This window comes from Microbulbifer thermotolerans, from assembly GCF_900112305.1.
Taxonomy (GTDB): domain Bacteria; phylum Pseudomonadota; class Gammaproteobacteria; order Pseudomonadales; family Cellvibrionaceae; genus Microbulbifer; species Microbulbifer thermotolerans.
In genome coordinates this window covers 1-18936 of the sequence record NZ_FOKT01000003.1, presented here as the reverse complement: position 1 = coordinate 18936, position 18936 = coordinate 1, and the positions used below count along the sequence as shown (strand labels likewise).

Here is an 18936-nt window from a genome sequence, read left to right as displayed (position 1 = left end):
GAGCCAGCGTGAACGATAGCGATCTTTTTCAGGATGCCTTGTGCCAGCTCGGCGGTGTTGAGCCCCTGGCGCAGGAGCGTCGCGTGGCTTTGAAAAAGGACCGCCGGCACGCGGACCTCAATCAGCGCGCGCGCCGCGAAGCCGCGGAGCGGGAGACGGCGCAGGAGCTGAATCCCCTTGCCGGAGAGTTTGTTGAACCGGTGCAGCCGTGGGATCTGCTGGAATTCAAGCGAGATGGTGTGCAACACGGTGTCTACCGCAACCTGCGCCTGGGCAAGTACCCGGTGGACGCGCGTCTGGACCTGCACCGCCACACAGTGGAAATGGCGCGCCGCGCAGTGCTGGAATTCGTGCGCGACTGTGTAGAGGCGGATATTCGCTGCGCCCTGATCACTCACGGCAAGGGCGAGGGCCGCAAGCAGCCCGCGTTGCTAAAGAGTTGTGTCAACACCTGGCTGCCACAACTCCATGAGGTGCTGGCCTTCCACAGTGCGCAGAAGCAGCACGGCGGCCTCGGCGCCACCTATGTGCTCTTGCGCAAAAGCGAGCGCAAGCGGCAGGAAAACCTGGAACAGCACCAGCGGCGCAATCGTTAAGTCGCACTGGTTCCCGGAAAAAAAAGGCCTTGGGTGCGGATTGCTGTACGGGTAAGGGCCGCGGAGTCGCGTTTGGGAAGGCTGTGTCATCTGTTTGTCACAGAAGATAGCTACGATGCAATCACAACGACACGCTTGTCTTCCTCGCGCAGGTTCATGCAGTAGATGCGAGGTGTCGTTGGTCTTCTCTCATCGCTCCGCTTAGCGGAATTTTAACCCTTCTTGATTGTTTTTTGGCGGCCAACTGGCCGCCATTTTTCTAATGGGAGCCTCAGTAAGAGGCCTCTGATTGATTTCCACAAGCGCCGTATCTCTACCGTCAGCGAGTGACTCAATCGGATAATTCCAGGGGTCAGCGGATGCCGTTTTCCACTCGGGTGAATTCCATGCGGATGGCTGGGCCCTGCAGTATTAGTGTGTCGCCCTCTACCGTGAGGCTGTCGATCTGCGGCAGTGCCTTGAGGTAATCTTTTTCCAGGTCGCCACTGTCACGGACGTCACTCACGCGTGAAATTACCGGGGCCTGCAGCCAGGATATTTTCCCGCTGTCGGATAACGCAAAGCGCCCCAGGTAGGGATTGCTGCCGGTGCTGCCGCGGACATAGCCGAGTTTGTCACAAGTGAAATAGGGGCGGTCGCGCAAGAGTTTCTGCCACAGCAGGCGGGAGCGGTGTTTGCGCCCGTTGACCGACAGACTCTCCAGCAGCCAGTGATTTTCGCAGGCCGAAAATTCCTCCGCGCGCTCAGCCGGCCCGCTTTCACTCAGGTGTCCACAGCCCGAAAGCGCCAGCAGCAGTACTAGTGGCAAGAGCGGGGGAAACAGGTTGCGGAGGTGCGGCATAGAGTGGCTCTCGTTATTTTTGTGCTATTTAACACCAAAATAGCCGCCGAGTCTGCGGCCGCGTTCATGGCCCAACCTTGACATATTCTATATAGATATTCCCTGAGGGATCGCGCAAAATCAGGCGTTTACCGCCCGCTTTGGTAAAGGATTGACGGGTGCCAGCCAGCGCGCGCAAGTAACTGTTTTCCTGTTGCACTTGGTCTTCCGGACCAGCCATTTTTGTCGAGGCGAAGCTGGAAGTGTCCCAGAGCAGTTGTCCATTGGCGGTAATCTGCAGAGCGCCGCGATAGGTGTTGATACCGCTTTTACCCATGACGTTGCCGTCGCGGCTGCACAGGAAGGTGAAGCGCTTGGTATCGTCGATCGGAACCGCTTCTCCGTTGATTCTGAGCCGCTTCAGTTCCCACTTGCTGCCGCAGACGGTATTGATGTTGCCGGCCGACTGCACCACCGGCGCCTCTTCGGTGCCGACACCCAGGCAACCGCTCACCACCAGTGCCGCACCCAGCAGCCACAACTGTACTAACTTGCTCATCGTTGCGTCGCTCCCTGGCTCTTCTGAATAGCTTAGTTGCTGGCCAGAGCAGAGAGGGGGATTGGCACGTCAATCTACCCCTAAGGAACCTCTGATTAATTCGCGTGAACACTGCGGTAGGTTCCGGGGCGCTCAGGTAATAGGCTGGCCATTTCGAAAACGCACGAGTACTTCCCTGTAGCTCCGACGGATACATCCTTGTATCCGACGGTTTCGAAATGGCCAGCCTATCACCTGAGCTTCTCATCTGGCTCCAAAGCGTTTTTACGTCAGGAAGTGAATTAATGGTAGGTTCCGGGGCGCTCAGGCAATAGGATGGATATTTCGAAAACGCACGAGTACTTCCCTGTAGCTCCGACGGATACATCCTTGTATCCGACGGTTTCGAAATGGCCAGCCGATCACCTGAGCTTCTCATCTGGCTCCAAAGCGTTTTTACGTCAGGAAGTGAATTAATGGTAGGTTCCGGGGCGCTCAGACAATAGGATGGATATTTCGAAAACGCACGAGTACTTCCCTGTAGTTACGCCAGATACCACCTTGTATCCGACGGTTTCGAAATATCCGTCCTGTCACCTGAGCTTCACATCCGCCCCCGAAGAGCCTCTGCCACCAGGAAATGAATGAATCAGAGGCTCCCTAGGGACTCGGGACGCAGCGCACGAGAATCTTGGAGTCCAGCTCCTGTTCGATACAGTGGAATTTCTGGCCGTTCACGGTCAGGGCTTTGGGGGCTCCCTTGGGCGCGGTTGTGGAACAACCGGCAACTCCTGTCGCCATGGCCACTGCCAGCAGAATACAACACAACTTCTGCACTGCAGGTACCTCATGGGTTCTTTGGAACGGCGCGCAATTATTCCACGCCTCTTTCCAGCCTAGAGGAAACTGCTGCCATAGTGTGTTATTTGCCGCCAATTTGTACAAAGCAACGACAGATAGTGCTGATCTCACCGCAGCAAAGGCGGTGGTGCTGAAAACAAAAAAGCCGCCGAGGAGTCGCGGCGGCAAGGTTCAGCTCGGTGAGCCGGGGTGAGGAGTGCCCCGGGGCGCGGGCCCCGGTCGTCATTTGCACCGTGTGCGGTTTAGAAGTTGTAGCTGCCGGTCAGCGCGACGGTGCGCGGCGCACCGTAGTAGCCGGTTATCCAGCCGAAGGCTGTGTAACCTGCATTGCGGTATTCCTCGTCGGTCAGGTTTTTGCCCTGCAGGCTCAGCTGCCATTTGTCGTCGCCGCTGAAGTAAGTCACTCCGGCATCGAACAGTGTGACGGAACCTACGTCCAGTTGACTCGGGGCGGCGTAAATCTGCATTTCGCTGCGATAGGAGACAGAGCCGTTCAGAACCAAGCTGCCTTCGAAGGCGTCGATGTTGTAGCTTAATTGACCGAGCGCCGTTTTCGCGGGGCTGTACTGGAATGCGCCCCATTGATCCGAGACGTCGACACCGCCATCGATCACCTCCAGGTAATCGGTATCGGTGTAGCCGAGCACGATATTGGAAGTCAGGCGGTCGGTGATACTGGCCATCATTTCCAGTTCGAGACCTTGGATTTCCGATTTACCCGCGTTGATCACAGCACTGGAAAAGTTTTGAGTTGCTTCAGAAAAGGTTTGTACCGTGACCTGCATGTCGTCATAGTTGGTGTGGAAAGCCGCGGCATTCAAACGGATACGGTTGTTAAAGAGTTCCGCTTTTACGCCTAGCTCATAGGTGTCCGCGGTTTCCGGGTCATAACCGTCTTCCGTTTCCGGCATTACGCTGGCATCGCCGCGCATATCGAAGCCACCGCTTTTGAAGCCAGAGCTGTAGCTGGCGTAGACCATGGTGTCTTCATCGAGCTGATAGTTGAAGCCGACTTTCGGTGAAAACTGTCCCCACTCATCGCTGTTGCTGTAGTCGGTCAGTATCGCGTAGGGGGTTGCAACTGCAGGTTCTCCGTCGTAGCGGTCGGCGAACTCCGGTGAGTAGAGGCCAAGATAGTTTCCTTTAAACACATCCGCGGATTTTTCATCGACGGTGTAGCGGCCGCCGAGCGTGAGATTTAAGGCATCAGTCAGAGCCAGCTCATAGTTGGCATAGACAGCGATGCTTTCCGTGTCCACCGAGCCGCTGACGTTTTGGGTGATGCCGTACATGCCCAGTACCGCGTCGAAACTGCCCTTCGCGGTTCCCTCGTAATAGTAAATACCGGAAACCAAGTTGCTTTTTTCGCCGCTCCAGCTCAGCTGGAATTCCTGGGTAAATTGGTCGTCTTCGTAATAGGCCGGCACATCGAAATCCGGTCGGCTGATACTGTCGAAGTCGATATTGGTTTCAGTCTCACCGGAGCGGCTCGCGGTAATGGATTTTACGGTCAGGTTTTCGGACAGCTGCCACTCAGCGGTCAGGGAAACACCGCTGGTTTCTACTGAGTTGTCGGAAGGCATATTCGACTCATGGTCGTAGACGCTGCCCGGCGATGTTTCACTGCCTGTGGGTGCGTCCTCCATGAGGAAGCCGAAGCGAGCATTGGAATCGTCTTTGGTGCTATCCGCGGCGAGTCGGATCCAAAGCGTGTCGGTGGGGTTGAGTTCCAGAGAAACGCGTCCGGAGAGAATGTCTTTGTTGTAGTTGTCGGCTCCGGTCAGGAGGTTTTCTCCATAGCCGTCGCGCTGGTAACTGGCCACAGCAAAACCGATGGCGGCAGTGTCGGTCAGGCCTGTCTGGCCGCTGAGCACAATGTCGCGTTGGTTGTAGGAGCCGATGGCGCCGCGGATGCGGAATTCCGTATCACCGGTGAGCCGCTTGGTCACATATTTGACCGCGCCGCCGATGGTATTTTTTCCGTACAGGGTACCCTGCGGGCCGCGCAGAACCTCAATGCGTTCCACATCGAAGACATCCATCACTGCCCCCTGGGGCCGGGCCACATAGATATCATCGACATAAATACCCACGCCCGGCTCAAACCCCCACAGTGGATCCTGCTGACCGATACCGCGAATGTAGGCGGTCAGTGTGGAGTTGGTGCCGCGGCTGACCTGCAGTGTGGTGTTGGGGGTGAGTTTCTGAATGTCGCTCAGGTCGGCGACACCGTTTTCAATCAGTGAATCTTCGTTAAAGGCCGTAACTGCCACTGGCACTTCCTGCAGGGACTGTTCGCGTTTCTGGGCGGTTACGGTCACTTCTTCGAGGCCGGCATCGGCGTGGGCGAGTCCCGCGCCGCAGGCGAGCATCACGGCGGCGGCGAGGGGATGAAATTTTGCTGCGCTCTTTATCGTTTTGTTCATGACTCTCTCCAATCACCAAATTTATGGTTGTTATAAGTCTCGGAGCTGTCACTCTATCGGCCCCGGGTCCATTTGCCTGCTAGACCAAGGTATGACGGTGGGAACGATGGGGATGGGGGACAAAAAACAGCCGCTGGGGTATGGTTTGTGTACAGACAAGAATAACGAAGGTGTGCCCGCTTGTTTAGCCTGACCACCCTGGCCGTTGTCGCCCTGGCCTATCTGTTGCTGCTGTTCGCCATTGCCTTTTGGGGGGACCGGCTGGCGGCTTCGCGCATCCGCCCCATTAAACCCTTTCTGCTAGCGCTGGCCGGTACCTATACCAGTGCCTGGATGTTTTTCGGCACTCCGGCCCAGGCGGTGGAGGAGGGGTGGCTGCTGCCGCCGACCTTTGTCGGCTCCAGTCTGATACTGATCTTCGGTGCGCCCCTGTTGATCCGCTTTGTGCGCCTGTCCAAGCAGCAGGGTTCCACTTCCATTGCAGACTTCATCAGTGCCCAGTTCGCCGGCTCCCAGTGGTTGGCGGCGGCGGTGGCGCTGCTCGCGGTGGTGGCGATACTGCCCTATCTGGCGCTGCAGTTGCGCGCGGTTGCGGACGGTTTTTTGTTTTTGGCCGACAGCGGCGATATCAGCGCTTCCGCGGTAACGGCCTTTGTCAGTGCCACCATCGGTCTGTTCGCATTGCTGTTCGGCACCCGCCATATCGACAGCGGCGCGCACCGCAACGGCATGCTGCTGGCGGTGGCTTTCGAGGCACTGGTGAAGATAGGTGCATTCGTCGCCGTGGCCTGGTTTGTTGTGACCGGTGCTTTTGACGGTGCTGCCGATCTGGCGCGGGCGGCACTGGCGAGCGACAAGGTGGCGCGGTTAAGTGAAGCGCGTCCGGCGGACACCGGGTTTTTTGCCGTGGTGGTATTGGGGATGGCGGCGATATTTTGCCTGCCGCGGCAGTTCCATGTGCTGATGGTCGAGAGCGATAGCGAGGAAGACATAGGCCCGGTGCGCAAACTGATTCCCATCTACCTGGGAATTCTGGCGGTGGCGATTCTGGTAGTGGGCTACGGCGGTTTGCTGTGGCTGCCGGACACCTACAACAACCCGGAGCGCTTTGTCCTCGGTATACCCCTGCACGGTGGTTCTGAGTGGCTGTCCCTGCTGGCCTTTATCGGCGGTCTTTCCGCTGGTTCGGGTATGGTGATTATCGCCACCATCGCCCTGTCCACCATGATCTCCAATGCCGTGGTGGTACCCCTGTGGCTGCAGCGCTTGCACCGGCGCCCCGCCGGCGGCGCTTTGGGCTCGGATCTTCGCCGGGTGCGGCGGGGCATCATTGCGTTGATTATGCTCGCCGCCTTCGCGGTGAGCGAAGCCATCGGCGCCAGTGTCCGTCTCGGCACCTTTGGCCTGCTGTCGCTGGCGCTGGTGGTGCAGTTGGCGCCCGCGATGGTGGCCGCCGTCTATTGGCCGAAGCGCTGGCCGCGCCTGCGCCCGGCGGGGGTGATCGCGGGATTGGTGGCGGGCAGCGCTGTCTGGGCACTGTCGGCACTGCCGGCTGGATTGGGGAGCGGAGACCTACTGGCGCGCTGGCTGGGGCTGGGGTGGAGCCCGCTGTCGGTCACTTGCGTGTTCGGCCTGGGGGTGAATTGCGCGGTTCTGCTGTTGACATCCGGGGGGCTGCACCGCTGGAGGCCTATGGCCCAGGGGGCGAAAGAAGCGCCGGTTGACAAGGTGCAGTTGCGCGAACTGTTAGCGCGCTTTGTCGGCGCCGATGCGGCGGAGCGGACTTTTGCCGGGCTGGAAGGAGAAAACGGCGGCGATTACCGCGACACTGTGGAAAAGATCCTCGCCGGTATTGTCGGTTCCACCAGTGCCCGTCGCTTGGTGTCCCAACTGGGGAGCGCCCAGAACCTGGAGCAGGCCTCGGCCATCTACCGCTTTGGCCGCGGGCTGTTGCAGAGCAGCATCGATAATATCGACCAGGGTATCTCGGTGGTGGATGCCAATTTGAACTTGGTGGCCTGGAACCGGCGCTATGTGGAACTGTTCCGCTATCCGCCGTCGATGATTTATGTCGGCCAGCCAGTGGCGGAACTGGTGCGTTACAACGCCAGCCGTGGGGAGTGTGGTCCCGGTACGGTGGAGGAACACGTGCGCAAAAGGGTGGAGCACCTTCGGGCCGGTACAGCTTACCGGGTACAGCGCCACCGCACCGACGGCACTGTGCTGGAAATTCGCGGCAACCCCCTGCCCGGGGGCGGTTTCGTGACCACCTATACCGACGTATCCGATTATCAGCGCGCCCTGGGGGAATTGACTGAGGTAAAAGATTCCCTCGAGCAGAAGGTGGCTGAGCGCACCGCCGAACTGGAGAAATTGAACCGCGAGCTGGAAGCCGCCAGCCGCGGCAAGACCCGCTTTCTCGCCGCCGCCAGCCACGATCTGGTGCAGCCGTTAAACGCCAGTCGCCTCTTCCTCGACGCCCTCGGCGAGCGTCGTCTCGACGGGGAAAGTCGCGGTCTGCTCCGCCGCGCCGACAGCGCCCTGGCCTCGGCGGAGCAATTGATCACCGATATGCTGCAGATAGCGCGCATGGATGCCGGCGATATTCACCCCGATATCCGCCCCATCGAACTGGATCGGGTACTTTCGGATGCGGTCGAGCAGTCTCGCCTCGCCGCCGATGGCCGCAATATCCGCCTGCGCTACCGCCCGTCCGGTTTTTGGGTAATGAGCGATGAAAAAATGCTGCGCCGGGTGGTGCAGAATCTCCTCGACAACGCGATCAAATACACCCGCCGCGGCGGTGTGTTGGTGGGGGCGCGCCGACGTGGTGGCGGTATTGCACTGGAAATCTGGGATACCGGCTGCGGCATAGACGTGTCCCAGCAGAAAAATATTTTCCGCGAGTTTTATCGGTTGAAAGTATCTGGCGGCGAGGAGCGTGAACAGGGTTACGGCCTGGGGCTGGCCACGGTGGAGCGTCTGTGCCGGGTGCTGGAGTCGCCCATCAGTCTCGGCTCAAAACCGGGCCGCGGCAGTGTCTTCCGCGTACTGTTGCCACCGGCGCGGCGGGCCGCGCGCGCGGTCCCGGTGCCGGCACAACTGCCGAAATCGCCAGCGGCGCTGCGCTTGCAAGTGGTCTGCGTTGACAATGAACCCGCGATTCTCGAGGCCATGCAGGCGCTGCTCGGCGGCTGGGGCTGCAGTGTCCACTGTGCGCGCAACCGCGAGCAGGCGCTGCGGTTGGCGTGCCCGGACCTGCTGCTGATGGATTTTCACCTGGACGACTGCATAGACGGTATCGCCCTTGCCGGGGAGTTGATGGAAGTCTGGGGGCGGCCTGTGCCCTGTGTCCTTATCTCTGCGGAAAACACCGATCTGGTTAAGAACCGCGCCCGGGATCTGGGCTGGCAGTTTTTGCAAAAACCACTGCGCCCGGCGGCACTGCGCGCGCTGCTGCTTGCGCGGCAAAAGCTATTGTCGGAAAGCCCTGCGACCAAGGTCGTATAGCGGTGCCGGCGCGCGCGGCGCAATCTAGCCTCCCTGGGGGTTGTTGAATACACCTATACACCTGCCTGCGGTTTTATAAAGCTTTTTCCGGTGCTCCGGGCACCGCGATGCCACCTCTGATAGAGAAAACGAGAAAAAGAATCGGCAAATGAAAAAATACCTGCTCGAAGGCCTGATGTTTACCGCCTACGCCCTGTTCGCCGCCTCCTGGGTTTCCGGGGCCATGCTGACACCGGCGATACAGGCATCCTTCGGCGAAGCGGGCTTCGCCAATGCCACCTGGGGCAGCAATGTCATCACCCTGGCAAAAATTGTCGGCAACCTGGTTGCAGCTGCCTTGCTGATGCGTCTGGGCGCGAAGCGCGCCTTCGCGCTGGCGATGTTGCTCATTGCCACTGGCGGACTGGGTGCCCTCGCCGGCAGTTACGGCGGCTGGCTGCTGTCGCGACTGGCACTGGGGCTCGGCGGCGCCCTGGCGATTGTGTATTTCAACCCGGTGGTGCTGCACTATTTTTCCACCCGCGAGCGGCCGTTGATCAACGGCATCAACGCCGCTGCCTTCAATACCGGCAACCTGCTCGCACTGCTCACAACCGCGGCACTGGCCGCCTGGATGGGCGGCTGGCAGTCGGTAATTGCCCTCTACGGCGTGATGGTGGTGGCGCTGGCGCTGCTCTGGTGGCTGGCGGCGGAGAACTTCCCCCTGTCCGGTGGCGGCGATCAGCCTGAAGAAAACTACGGCCTGGCGCAGGGGGTGCGTGAACCCTTTAACTGGTGGCTGCCCCTGGCCTATTGCGGAGTACTCTTTTGCTATATCGCCGTCTTTGCTTTGTTTCCCTTGATCGACGGTTTTGCCGTGGCCAGCAAAGACCTGTCGGCGGTGATGATATTCGCCGGCATGGTGGGGACCGCTGCCGGTATTCTGGTGACCAAGCGTTACCCCCTACGCCTGCCGGTACTGCGCTACTCAGGCCTGGCACTGGTGCTCTTTGCCGCCCTGATGCTGGTGAGCCGCAACCCCATCGTCGCCTACGCCGCCGCAGCCCTGGCGGGTTTCTTTATGTTCCTGCCGATGACCGCGCTGGTAACACTGCCGCAGGAGCTGCCTGGCATGACGCCGGCGCGCATCACCGTGACCTTTGGCATGTTCTGGTCTGTCTCCTACGGAGTGGAGACGGCGCTGATGTACGGCGCCGGCCTGTTGGCAGATAGCACGGGCGAGCCGGCATATGCGGCTTATTTTGCCGTGGCCTGTTCGGCTTCCCTGTTTGTGTTTTCCTTCCTGCTGCCAGAGAGCGGCAAAAAAAACGAGGTGAGAGAAAAGGGAGCAGAAAATGCGACAGCTTGATCCCAAACTGGCGGAGTGGCTCGCCGGCGTCAACGCACAGGTGGCACAACTGAAAGCGGCGGGCTTTGAGGCCACGCCGATCAGCGCGCGGGAGAGTCTCGCCAATCTGACCCGCACCTATGTGGAGCCGGGCCCAGAGATGGCAGTGTGTGAAACTTTGGTCTGCGGGGGGCAATACCGTGTGCCGGTGCGTATCTACTCGCCCCGAGATATCGTGCCGGGTCCGGTCATTATCTACAGCCACGGCGGCGGCCATATGGCCGGCAGCGTCACCGTCTACGATCCCATTTGCCGCCGTATCGCCGAGTCCTGCCAGCGGCCCCTGGTATCGCTCGATTACCGCCTCGCGCCGGAAAACCCCTACCCGGCCGGGCTGCAGGACCTGCTTTCCGTTGTAAACAACCTGGGCCCGGCTCTGGAGAAAAAATCCATCCCCCACAACAACCGCTGGATTCTGATGGGCGACTCCGGTGGCGGTGCCCTGTGCGCCTCGGCCAGCCGTCTGCTGCAACACCAGTGTCACAACATCGCCGCCCAGGTACTGATTTACCCAAGCCTCGACTACACCATGCAGAAACCGTCAATCGACGAAAACGGCAGCGGTTATCTTCTGGAAAAAGAAAAAATTGGCTGGTACTTCGACAATTATTTCCAAGGGGCGGAAAACCGCCGCGATGCCTCTCCCCTGCACGGTGAATTTACCGGTAACCTGCCGAAGACCCTCGTGATTACCGCCGAGTTCTGTCCACTGCGGGACGAGGGAGACCAGTATCTTGAAAAATTGCAGAAGGCGGGCATCGCCTGTGAATCACTGCACTTCGACGATATGATTCACGCCTTCTTGAATCTGGAATCTCTGGTGCCGGAAGCCTGTGAAACCTTTTACCGCAATGTGGGGGAATTTGTGCGGGGTATTGAATAACTGCCGAAGAGCCCTCGCTAGCCGGAGGGCTCGCCTCCCCGCGCTCCGATGCCGGGTGTAAATCATTATATGGCGCACAGCCTTGTAGCCCGACCGATTCAGAATATTGCAGATATCCCTTTCGGCAGCCAGCAAACTAATGGCAATAGAATGCTGAACGTGTGACAGATCGAATTCACTTTTCTCTTTCGCCCTCCTTACAAAAAGCACTGCTAAAACCTGATTCCAGAGTCCACAGCTGCTCTGCCTCCATTACCCGAGGACAGCACTTACGCCAGCAACACCGCCAACTTATTCTGAATTTTTGTTGAGCGAGTACAGCCACGGCCGCTTCGGCGTAAATACTACTGATAAGAATCCCTCCTTAGTGGTCTTATCAAACTCCACATTTTTGGACCTTATGTTTAGAAACTGCTTGTTGAAAGAAGGAGGTATTACCTGATCGTGACCATTCTGCGGAAGAGATTTCATTCGCCGGGGCCGATATTAATGAAGTGCGGTTAGAAATGGCAGAAAGGCCGAGCTAAATCAAGTAGTTACAATGGGCGTTGAGAATGTGGATATGAGTCGTGAAGGCCGTTTTTTATAATTGGCACCATCGAGCCAATTATGGCTGAGGATTGACGTATCAAGGGGTTCGGGGCATTCTGGGGTTAATTGCGCTTTGGGATATGGGGCGTGGGGGGATTGGTCTTTGGGGCTATGATATAAATGTTATGCGTAAGAATGATTGAACGACTAGATAATCCTTCAACTTTTATTGGATGGGCTGCAATTCTCGTTGGCGGAGTGTTTCTATTATTGAGTATTTTTTTACTAGCAAACTTTCCGTTATCTGAAGATATAGAATCAACTCGTGGAGTAGTGGAGAGAGTTCGGCTGAGGCCTGGAGGTAAGGGTAGCGACACTTTGTTGGTATCTGTAGACGGTAAGCAATTCTGCTATTCGGGGTTCTGGAGTGAAGATGTTTCTAAGGCCATAGTGAAGGGCTCGGAGGTTGCAATTAGCTACTACCAAGCATTTGACGGTGGCAACAAATTGGTTTCTCTAAGCATCGGTAACGTTATTGTATTGAGTAAGTTTCAATCTTTATCTGGTAGGATTGTATTTCCAAGTGTAGGTGGTTTGCTCAGCCTATTTTTAATCTTTGTAGGCTTCCGTGATCTCCACCATCTTCGACACGCATAACAAAGCCAGGCAGTATGCTACGGGCCTTCGGCCCTCCGCGGGACAGCTTACTTTATGCACGTTTTACGCGGGTTGCTGTGCTCTCATTTTCGCGCAAATCGTGCACAAAGTAAGCTTCCCCCGCTGGCGGCGTTATGTGACCTTGTGATGCAAAGTTCAAATACTTTAAAGCAGATATCGAACGTCGAAATTGGCCTTGGTTTTATACTTGCGCTGATTTCCATGTGGCTGTTCCTAAATACTGCTCTGGATCCAATCTACCAAGAGCCGCATAGTATTGGTAGGATCATCCCCTCACTATCATTGCTAGGGTCCTTAAGCTTATTGATTCCTGGCGTTGCTCTGCGTGTTTTAGTCAAGGTGGGTACCGTACTGCAGTCTTTAGTGATTATTTTTGCTGTGTTTATCATGTGGTTGGGGACTCAATAGGATACAAGCCCGCTCACTTAACAAACACAGGCAGAATGCTCCGGCCCGTCTGGCCTGCGCGGGACGCCCTACGCTTCGCTTCGGTCGCCCCTGCTGTGGGCGTTAATTTTCTAAGAGTAGCCATGCCTTACAAGAGTATTATTAGATCTGGTGTAGTGATTTTTTTAGTCGTTGCTGCTTACTATGTTGGCGAGCAGCGGGGGTTCAAGCGGGGTGTAGAAATTTCTGCAGTTTTTGCTTCATCGGGAAGGTCAGCAGATGAAGCAAACATGATTGCTCTTCTTCTCGGATATGCGAGGCGGGGGGAAGAAGAAAAAATGTATGAATGGGGTGAAAAGTTCATTGTTCAGAACATGGATACATACAACAGTCTTCAAAGTGTGCTCGCTACAGAGTCTGCGGCAATAAAAGGTACAAGGCTCTATGATGTGCTTGATCTAATGGTCAACTCATATCCATACAGTACAACGGAATATTACATAGAAACATACATTGAGGCGGGCAAGAACTCCTCGGCCAGCCCCGAAAATTAACCAGGCCAGTCAAGCTCGCCCACCCCCTTCGGGGCTGGGCTGGACAGCCTACGCTCCGCTTCGGCTGCCCTTGCTGGCAACGTTATGCACTATGAATAGATATATTGCGATAATTTTAACTCTCTTTCTGTCGAGCTGCGCATCATACAAAGTTGTTCCAGAAGGAGAATTGAAGAAATTGCCAGAAGGCGAAAAGATTTCTATCAAGAAACAAAATGAATGGCCAGAAGGGGCTCATTGTTTCGAGCCACTCTTTTATGTGCTTTCTCTAGGCATTATTCCAACGCACTGTGTAGATACCTATACTGTTACAGCAGAGAGCAACGAGCTAGGCACTGTTAAAGTCACGTCTATGCAGGGCTGGGTTACCCTTTTAATGTCGCCATTTCCTGTTTGGCAGTATGGTTTCGGTACTGAAAAAGACGTTGAGAGCAATGTAAGCAGTTTAATCGAGGTCGCAGAGTAAAATGCATAACAAGGCCAGGCACAATCGCCCACTTCGTGGGCTGGACCTCCGCACTGCGTGCTTCGGCCTGTGCTGGCGGCGTTATGTATAAGCCATGAAAAATAGTGAAATTGATAAAGCTATTTCAGAAGAAGTAATCCTTAGATCGAAATCGCTCATGAGTTTCAACTTGGAAGAGATAAAAAATCTGCCACCTGAGTCAGTTGAAGATATTAAAATTGGAAGTAAGAGGTTAACTATTTGCACATACAAAGATGAATTGCCAAACGGTGAAATTTTAGTAATCGTTCAATGTAAGAATACTAGATTTCTGGGTTATGGAAACATGTTTGCAGAAGGGTTCGTTGTAAGTGAGTCTAGCGAAAAGCGTAAAGCAGAAGAAATCCTAATGTGGGAGTACGTGTGAGGAAAAAACATAACAAACGACTGTGGATCAAGCGCTAGCGAAAATATTTAATACGCCCACTCCTGGCTATCCCGTACCATTGCATTAAGAATCGTCAAAAACTTCCTCATTGTAGCCGTCAGAGTTCTGCAAAATTGGACACCACCAATTGAAAAACTTGGTGAGAAGACTGCTGCATATTCAGACTATTGTTGCCATAGCTTGCTATTCGGGTAAGTAGAGCCTGCACCCTGTGTGGAATTGGGTCAAACAGTTTTGTTGTGACGCAGCAGTCCTTCGCAGAAGCCCGCGGATGAACAGTATTTTCTATGAGGTAGAGAATGTAGCAATATAGCTGGCGCTGAAAGCTTTTTGATGGGTTTCCAGGATTCGTCACGATTCGATTCGTAATAGCACTTAGAGCTGGACCGCTACAAAGGTGTGACGTTTCGGAGGTAAAAAATTATGTTTGGTATTTTAAAGTACGTTGGTTTTTTGATTTTAGCGTTTATTGGAGTGGGACAAACCTACATATATCGGCGAATCCAAGGTAAATGGAGGTCTTTTCCTGTAGTGCGTGGAAAAATCATCGAGTCCAAACTGGAAAACTTTACAAATATAGAAGGCCAGCGTGTTTACGAGGCAAGTATAAAATTTGAGTATGAATTTGAAGGGCAGAGATATTGTTCCGACACTCCCCTCCTAAGATCACCTCAATTGTTCAAGGATCATAACTTGGAGCATGAGCTTCTCAAAAAATACAAAGTGGGTGATCACGTTGATGTCAAGGTTTTACCTCGAACACCTGAAGTTGCATTTATTGAGGTGGAGCCATTCAGTAGGCTTTCTGCAATCGCTATTCCGATACTTATATTGCTATATATTGCTTCTATATTCGGTTATGGTTGGTTCATAGCTGAGGTAATGGGGCATGATTCCAACTTTGGGGATTGGACGTTTGAGTAAACCCCAAAAAATATAATAATGCGCTGCAGGCAGACGTCTAACTTTGCACACTTTATGTGCGGTCGCTTAGCTCCCATTAGCGCGCATAAAGTGCACAGACGTAGCCGTGGCTAATCGCAGTATTAAGAGTAAGTATGAAACCAGAGAATTTTACAAAAGGAAGATTGAGTCTTTGAGATAAAGAAGAATTGCTGGCGGCTGAATCAAAGGTTGACCCATCACTAGTAACGCATCTAGATATTTGTGCCAAGTGTTATCAGGCGTATCCTATAGATGAATTAATCACAAAAGTTAGCAGATATAATAATATTGATACATTATACTTATCTGACAACTTTATACCGGATAGTGAAATGGAGTCGGTAAAAAAAGAATTGTAAGTGCTCTCAATGTCAAAAATTTTGAATGGTCACATGATTGTTTGGTTAATGGTAAGCATGGCAGATAAAATTCTTAATAAAGCCAGGAAGTATGATTCGGACCTTCCACCTGCTGACGGCATTATGTTTTAAATAAGCGATGAAATATATTTTCGAAGTTGAAGATGTGTTTAATCTGACAAATAGAGGTTGCGTATTAGCTCCTGGTGTTTCAAGTAATGCGGAATGCCCAGTATTAGTTGGATCAAAAATCGTCATTGTTCGCCCTGATGGGTCTGAGCTGGAAACCAAAATTAACGGAATCGAAATAATCCGTTCTGTACAAACGCCTGTAAAGTTTAATCCAATTCTGTTGCCCAGAGATATTGAAAAATCGAAGGTTCCAATCGGCTCAAAAGTGTATTTATTGAATGAGTAGGATAAACCTAACAGAACAATCAACGCCCGCCCTCCAGCAAGCTGGCTCGGGCCTCACCAATACACTAAATTCGTTCCGGCCCGATGTGCCTCTATCGGACGTCCTAATTGGGCGTCATTTATACAGGAGTTAGAGTAATCCATGAAAATTAGAGCCTATTGTTTACTTGCCGTATTTTTGCAATTTTCGACGAATCTAAGTGCCCAAGATTCTTGTGAAGAAAAATTACAGATGCTTGGTGAAATATGTATAGAGAATGCGTAGTCCATGCTTGATGGACTTGTGATCGATACATTGAATCCTGGCTTTGCGATTCTAGAGTCTTCTGAAGTGTTAAAAAATGAAGGACAGGATGGCCTGATAAAATTCTTAGATCGAAGAATTGGCTACTTTGTAGTAGATTTAAACCGTATTTTAAAGGAGCCAATTTCCGATCTAGAAAGAGAGCGAGCTGAGATCTTTTTAGGCCGTGTTAAAAAATATAGAGAAATATACCCAAGCACCGCAACAGATAGTCCGTACTACGCTCAAGCTACGAAAATTATAAATGCGTTTAAGCAAACCGATAAAAAACCAGCTAGCTCGATTAATTTGCAAGAACGCCTAGATCAACTACGGCAAATGGCTCGTGAAACTCAACTCTGATTACTCTAACAAACGCAAGCAGAATACTCCGGCCCCGCCTACCTTTTCAGGAAGCCCAATGCTATGCACGTTTTTTGTGGGCCGCTGCGCTCCCAGCTTCGCACAAAATTTGCATAGCATCGGTGGCCCCTGTTTCGTCCGATAGCAAATAAAAGAATGAGACTACTATTAGTACCGCTATCTCAGGCAGGTGTTTACAGAACTGCCCAAGGCGCAGAGTGTGGAGGAGATAGAGCGGCTGCTGCCGTGGAATCTTGCCTGCACATCAGGAGAGTAATGGCAAGGGACGGTAGATTTACCGCTTACATATATACTTATCAGGGCTTCCTGCGGGATTGGAATGGTGCGAGATGATAGGGCGTGCATATGTGTATACTAAAGAATTTATTTATTGGTTTGGTTTTTTCGCTAGTTGTTCCGTTTGCTGTTGGCAGCGAGGTTGAGCATTGTCTTTGGTCAAAATCGATTAAGTTGGATGATGTGGATATAAAATCGTATGTCATATCCAATGATGTTGTAGAGGTTAAACAAGTGGTTCTGGAGTTGCTTGAGATGGATGTAGCAGCGAGACGAAGAATTCTTGATTACAGGTTGCCAGACGATATGGTGGCGGAAGCTCATGTTGAAAAATTAGAGGAAATTAATTCTCTACCCTATGTGAAACAAGCGGGCTGTATTCTTTCTCTATATTCTGAGGGGGATCAAATTAGGGCGTTTACCACGGGAAATAACGGTGTGGAAGAAAATGGATATTTTCTTTTTAGAGCGGGTAATGTGATTGGTTTTGTGTTGACCAGAGCTGTATATGAGTAATAACAAAACGGAGGAACAAAATTGGACACTCACTAATTGAAAAATTGGTGGGAAAGCTGCCGCATATTCAGTCCGCTAAATTCATGGACACCCACAAAACGTTATTCAATTGGTCTGTATGGGCAATATTTATACGATTACATAGAGATATCTGATGATTCAGAGGTAAATCAACCAAGGAAGTTTTCTACTTCTGAATTTGCACTTATACGTAAGAATAAAAACAAAGAAATATTGCGTGTGAATATCGGATATGAAGTGATAGAGGAAATCATAATAGAAGACCCTAAAATTGAGAAGCTACATGATTTAGGTGTTAATTTAGCTGATGGTGAAGTAATCAAGAAAATAGCATTCGATAAGATCTTAGAAGTGGTCGTATAAATGGATAACAACACAATTAAACAAAGTTGCTGCGCCGTAAATACATTAGCTTCTGCAAAGATCGGCCATTTATCCTAGGCGTTATTTTTCCTGGAGAATCTATTGACTATCCATAGAATAGAGATCTACAAGTGATCTATTACAATTATTTTTTACCATTAGATGAGCAAAAATAAATCAGAGGAGTGATACTGCTACCATATTCGTCAGGCAAAATATTTGTTTAAAAATCTGATTCTTATGATATCTTATACTGTCTGAATGTTTTAAAGGAGATAGATTTATCATAGCGGGCAAATTATTGTTTTTCAGTTGAACTTACGCACTAACGAGCGCAGTAATCTGAAACAGGCATCAGTGGCCTTAAAATGCAGCCTATTAAAAGGCTTTTTGCTCATATTGTATGGGTGTTATATACAAATGGTTCGTGGGATTAGTAATAATTATGGAATTGCCTCAACTAAAAAGTAATAAAGAATATATTAAAGTGCTCTATGAAAGAGATTTGGAAGGTCAGAAGAGTTTTTATCGAGAAGAAGTTAAAAAGCTTTGTGACGGTTTAGAGGTTTTACTTAGAGAATTTGATCTTGCAGACGATGAAAGTATTGAAAATGGTAGAAATTATATTTTCAAGTCTGTTGAGAGTAACTATTGGAGTGGGTACATTTTTATTGAGCATTCTTTACGCGAGTCCGAAAGAATAATAGAGGACTGGTTTGAAGGGTTTCTAGATCCGGAGTGTTTTTCTGAATTGATTAGAAAAATAAGTAATATTTCCCGCAATAGGTTTAATCCTGAAAATATTGAATGTGATATTGAAAATTCAAGAGTTAATTTTACGATTGATGGAGATGAAAAATCGATCCCCTTCGTTTTCACCGGCGGTCCAGTATGTGATGACTTTTTGGATGAAGTGTTCGCTTTGTTGAGGGATCGTGGAATTCATTATAGGCTTGAGAATGATGTTCTATTTATTCTTCCCGATGAGTTTGTTCGCATAGCCAATGAGAATAGATATCTAAGTATTGATAGTGGCTCTATTGAGCCAGAATTTATGTCGGAAGAAGATAAAGCGCTAGCAAGGAAGCTGTATGAGGAAGAAAAGGAAAGAGAAGCTGCAGAATATTGGGCTAACAATAAAAAATAATATAACAAATTTAAGCCTGGGCGCGCCAAACGCGCGCCTCCTGCTCAATTCCTTATGCCAGAGGGTGTTCAAAATTCTGTGTCAGCCAAATAGCCTCATAGACTGATGTATTTCTCCAAGCGTTCCGGGAAGTGGATCGCCAGCTGTGACAGCGTCAGGTT

The 18936-nt window shown here is 52.0% G+C and carries 18 protein-coding genes and 1 pseudogene; 15 read left to right on the top strand and 4 right to left on the bottom strand.

Annotated features, from left to right (window positions below):
- The first annotated feature begins 8 nt into the window (after positions 1-8).
- A complete protein-coding gene (gene smrA / locus BM155_RS05000) occupies positions 9-596 on the top strand; it encodes a DNA endonuclease SmrA (protein ID WP_083421091.1) in 588 nt (195 codons plus the stop codon).
- Positions 597-948: 352 nt separating this feature from the next.
- Here smrA and BM155_RS04995 read toward each other — a convergent pair whose 3' ends face one another.
- The 4 genes from BM155_RS04995 to BM155_RS04985 all read right to left on the bottom strand — a co-directional run bounded on the left by BM155_RS04995 (position 949) and on the right by BM155_RS04985 (position 5241).
- Complete coding sequence (locus BM155_RS04995; RefSeq protein WP_074901477.1) at positions 949-1437, bottom strand: META domain-containing protein; 489 nt, start codon at positions 1435-1437, stop codon at positions 949-951.
- Between the two features lie 64 nt (positions 1438-1501).
- Positions 1502-1975: an META domain-containing protein gene (locus BM155_RS04990; RefSeq protein WP_067156403.1), complete on the bottom strand. Its 474-nt coding sequence runs from the start codon at positions 1973-1975 to the stop codon at positions 1502-1504.
- Between the two features lie 639 nt (positions 1976-2614).
- Positions 2615-2791, bottom strand: coding sequence for a hypothetical protein (locus BM155_RS17280; protein WP_156481510.1), 177 nt, complete (start codon positions 2789-2791; stop codon positions 2615-2617).
- Positions 2792-3057: 266 nt separating this feature from the next.
- Positions 3058-5241, bottom strand: a complete 2184-nt coding sequence (locus BM155_RS04985; RefSeq protein WP_067156400.1) for a TonB-dependent receptor — start codon at positions 5239-5241, stop codon at positions 3058-3060.
- Between the two features lie 180 nt (positions 5242-5421).
- Here BM155_RS04985 and BM155_RS04980 point away from each other — a divergent pair, with 180 nt between their 5' ends.
- The 14 genes and pseudogenes from BM155_RS04980 (at position 5422) to BM155_RS04925 (ending at position 18775) form a co-directional block, all read left to right on the top strand.
- Positions 5422-8751, top strand: coding sequence for a hybrid sensor histidine kinase/response regulator (locus BM155_RS04980; protein WP_074901475.1), 3330 nt, complete (start codon positions 5422-5424; stop codon positions 8749-8751).
- 148 nt (positions 8752-8899) lie between these two features.
- Positions 8900-10099: an MFS transporter gene (locus BM155_RS04975; RefSeq protein ID WP_074901472.1), complete on the top strand. Its 1200-nt coding sequence runs from the start codon at positions 8900-8902 to the stop codon at positions 10097-10099.
- Positions 10086-11021 (top strand): alpha/beta hydrolase, encoded by a 936-nt coding sequence (locus tag BM155_RS04970; protein ID WP_074901470.1) that lies wholly within the window; start codon positions 10086-10088, stop codon positions 11019-11021. The genes BM155_RS04975 and BM155_RS04970 overlap by 14 nt, the downstream gene beginning before the upstream one ends.
- Before the next feature lie 726 nt (positions 11022-11747).
- Entirely contained in the window at positions 11748-12209 is a 462-nt protein-coding gene (locus BM155_RS16955) for a hypothetical protein (protein WP_139223151.1), read from the top strand.
- 551 nt (positions 12210-12760) lie between these two features.
- The gene (locus BM155_RS04960) at positions 12761-13171 is read left to right on the top strand and encodes a hypothetical protein (RefSeq protein WP_139223150.1); all 411 of its coding nucleotides are present in this window, start codon (positions 12761-12763) and stop codon (positions 13169-13171) included.
- A 91-nt stretch (positions 13172-13262) separates the two neighbouring features.
- A complete protein-coding gene (locus tag BM155_RS04955) occupies positions 13263-13637 on the top strand; it encodes a hypothetical protein (RefSeq protein WP_139223149.1) in 375 nt (124 codons plus the stop codon).
- A 94-nt stretch (positions 13638-13731) separates the two neighbouring features.
- Positions 13732-14043, top strand: a complete 312-nt coding sequence (locus BM155_RS04950) for a hypothetical protein (protein WP_074901462.1) — start codon at positions 13732-13734, stop codon at positions 14041-14043.
- Positions 14044-14487: 444 nt separating this feature from the next.
- Complete coding sequence (locus BM155_RS04945; protein ID WP_074901459.1) at positions 14488-14988, top strand: DUF3592 domain-containing protein; 501 nt, start codon at positions 14488-14490, stop codon at positions 14986-14988.
- A gap of 519 nt (positions 14989-15507) precedes the next feature.
- Entirely contained in the window at positions 15508-15786 is a 279-nt protein-coding gene (locus tag BM155_RS16950) for a hypothetical protein (RefSeq protein WP_139223148.1), read from the top strand.
- A 267-nt stretch (positions 15787-16053) separates the two neighbouring features.
- Positions 16054-16431, top strand: coding sequence for a hypothetical protein (locus tag BM155_RS04940; protein ID WP_074901456.1), 378 nt, complete (start codon positions 16054-16056; stop codon positions 16429-16431).
- A 184-nt stretch (positions 16432-16615) separates the two neighbouring features.
- Positions 16616-16708, top strand: a pseudogene (locus BM155_RS17760) (hypothetical protein); the annotation flags it as partial.
- Positions 16709-16797: 89 nt separating this feature from the next.
- The gene (locus BM155_RS04930) at positions 16798-17244 is read left to right on the top strand and encodes a hypothetical protein (protein ID WP_074901454.1); all 447 of its coding nucleotides are present in this window, start codon (positions 16798-16800) and stop codon (positions 17242-17244) included.
- Positions 17245-17280: 36 nt separating this feature from the next.
- Complete coding sequence (locus tag BM155_RS16940; RefSeq protein ID WP_139223147.1) at positions 17281-17628, top strand: hypothetical protein; 348 nt, start codon at positions 17281-17283, stop codon at positions 17626-17628.
- Positions 17629-18055: 427 nt separating this feature from the next.
- Positions 18056-18775 (top strand): hypothetical protein, encoded by a 720-nt coding sequence (locus BM155_RS04925; RefSeq protein WP_217641433.1) that lies wholly within the window; start codon positions 18056-18058, stop codon positions 18773-18775.
- The last annotated feature ends 161 nt before the right edge of the window (positions 18776-18936 follow it).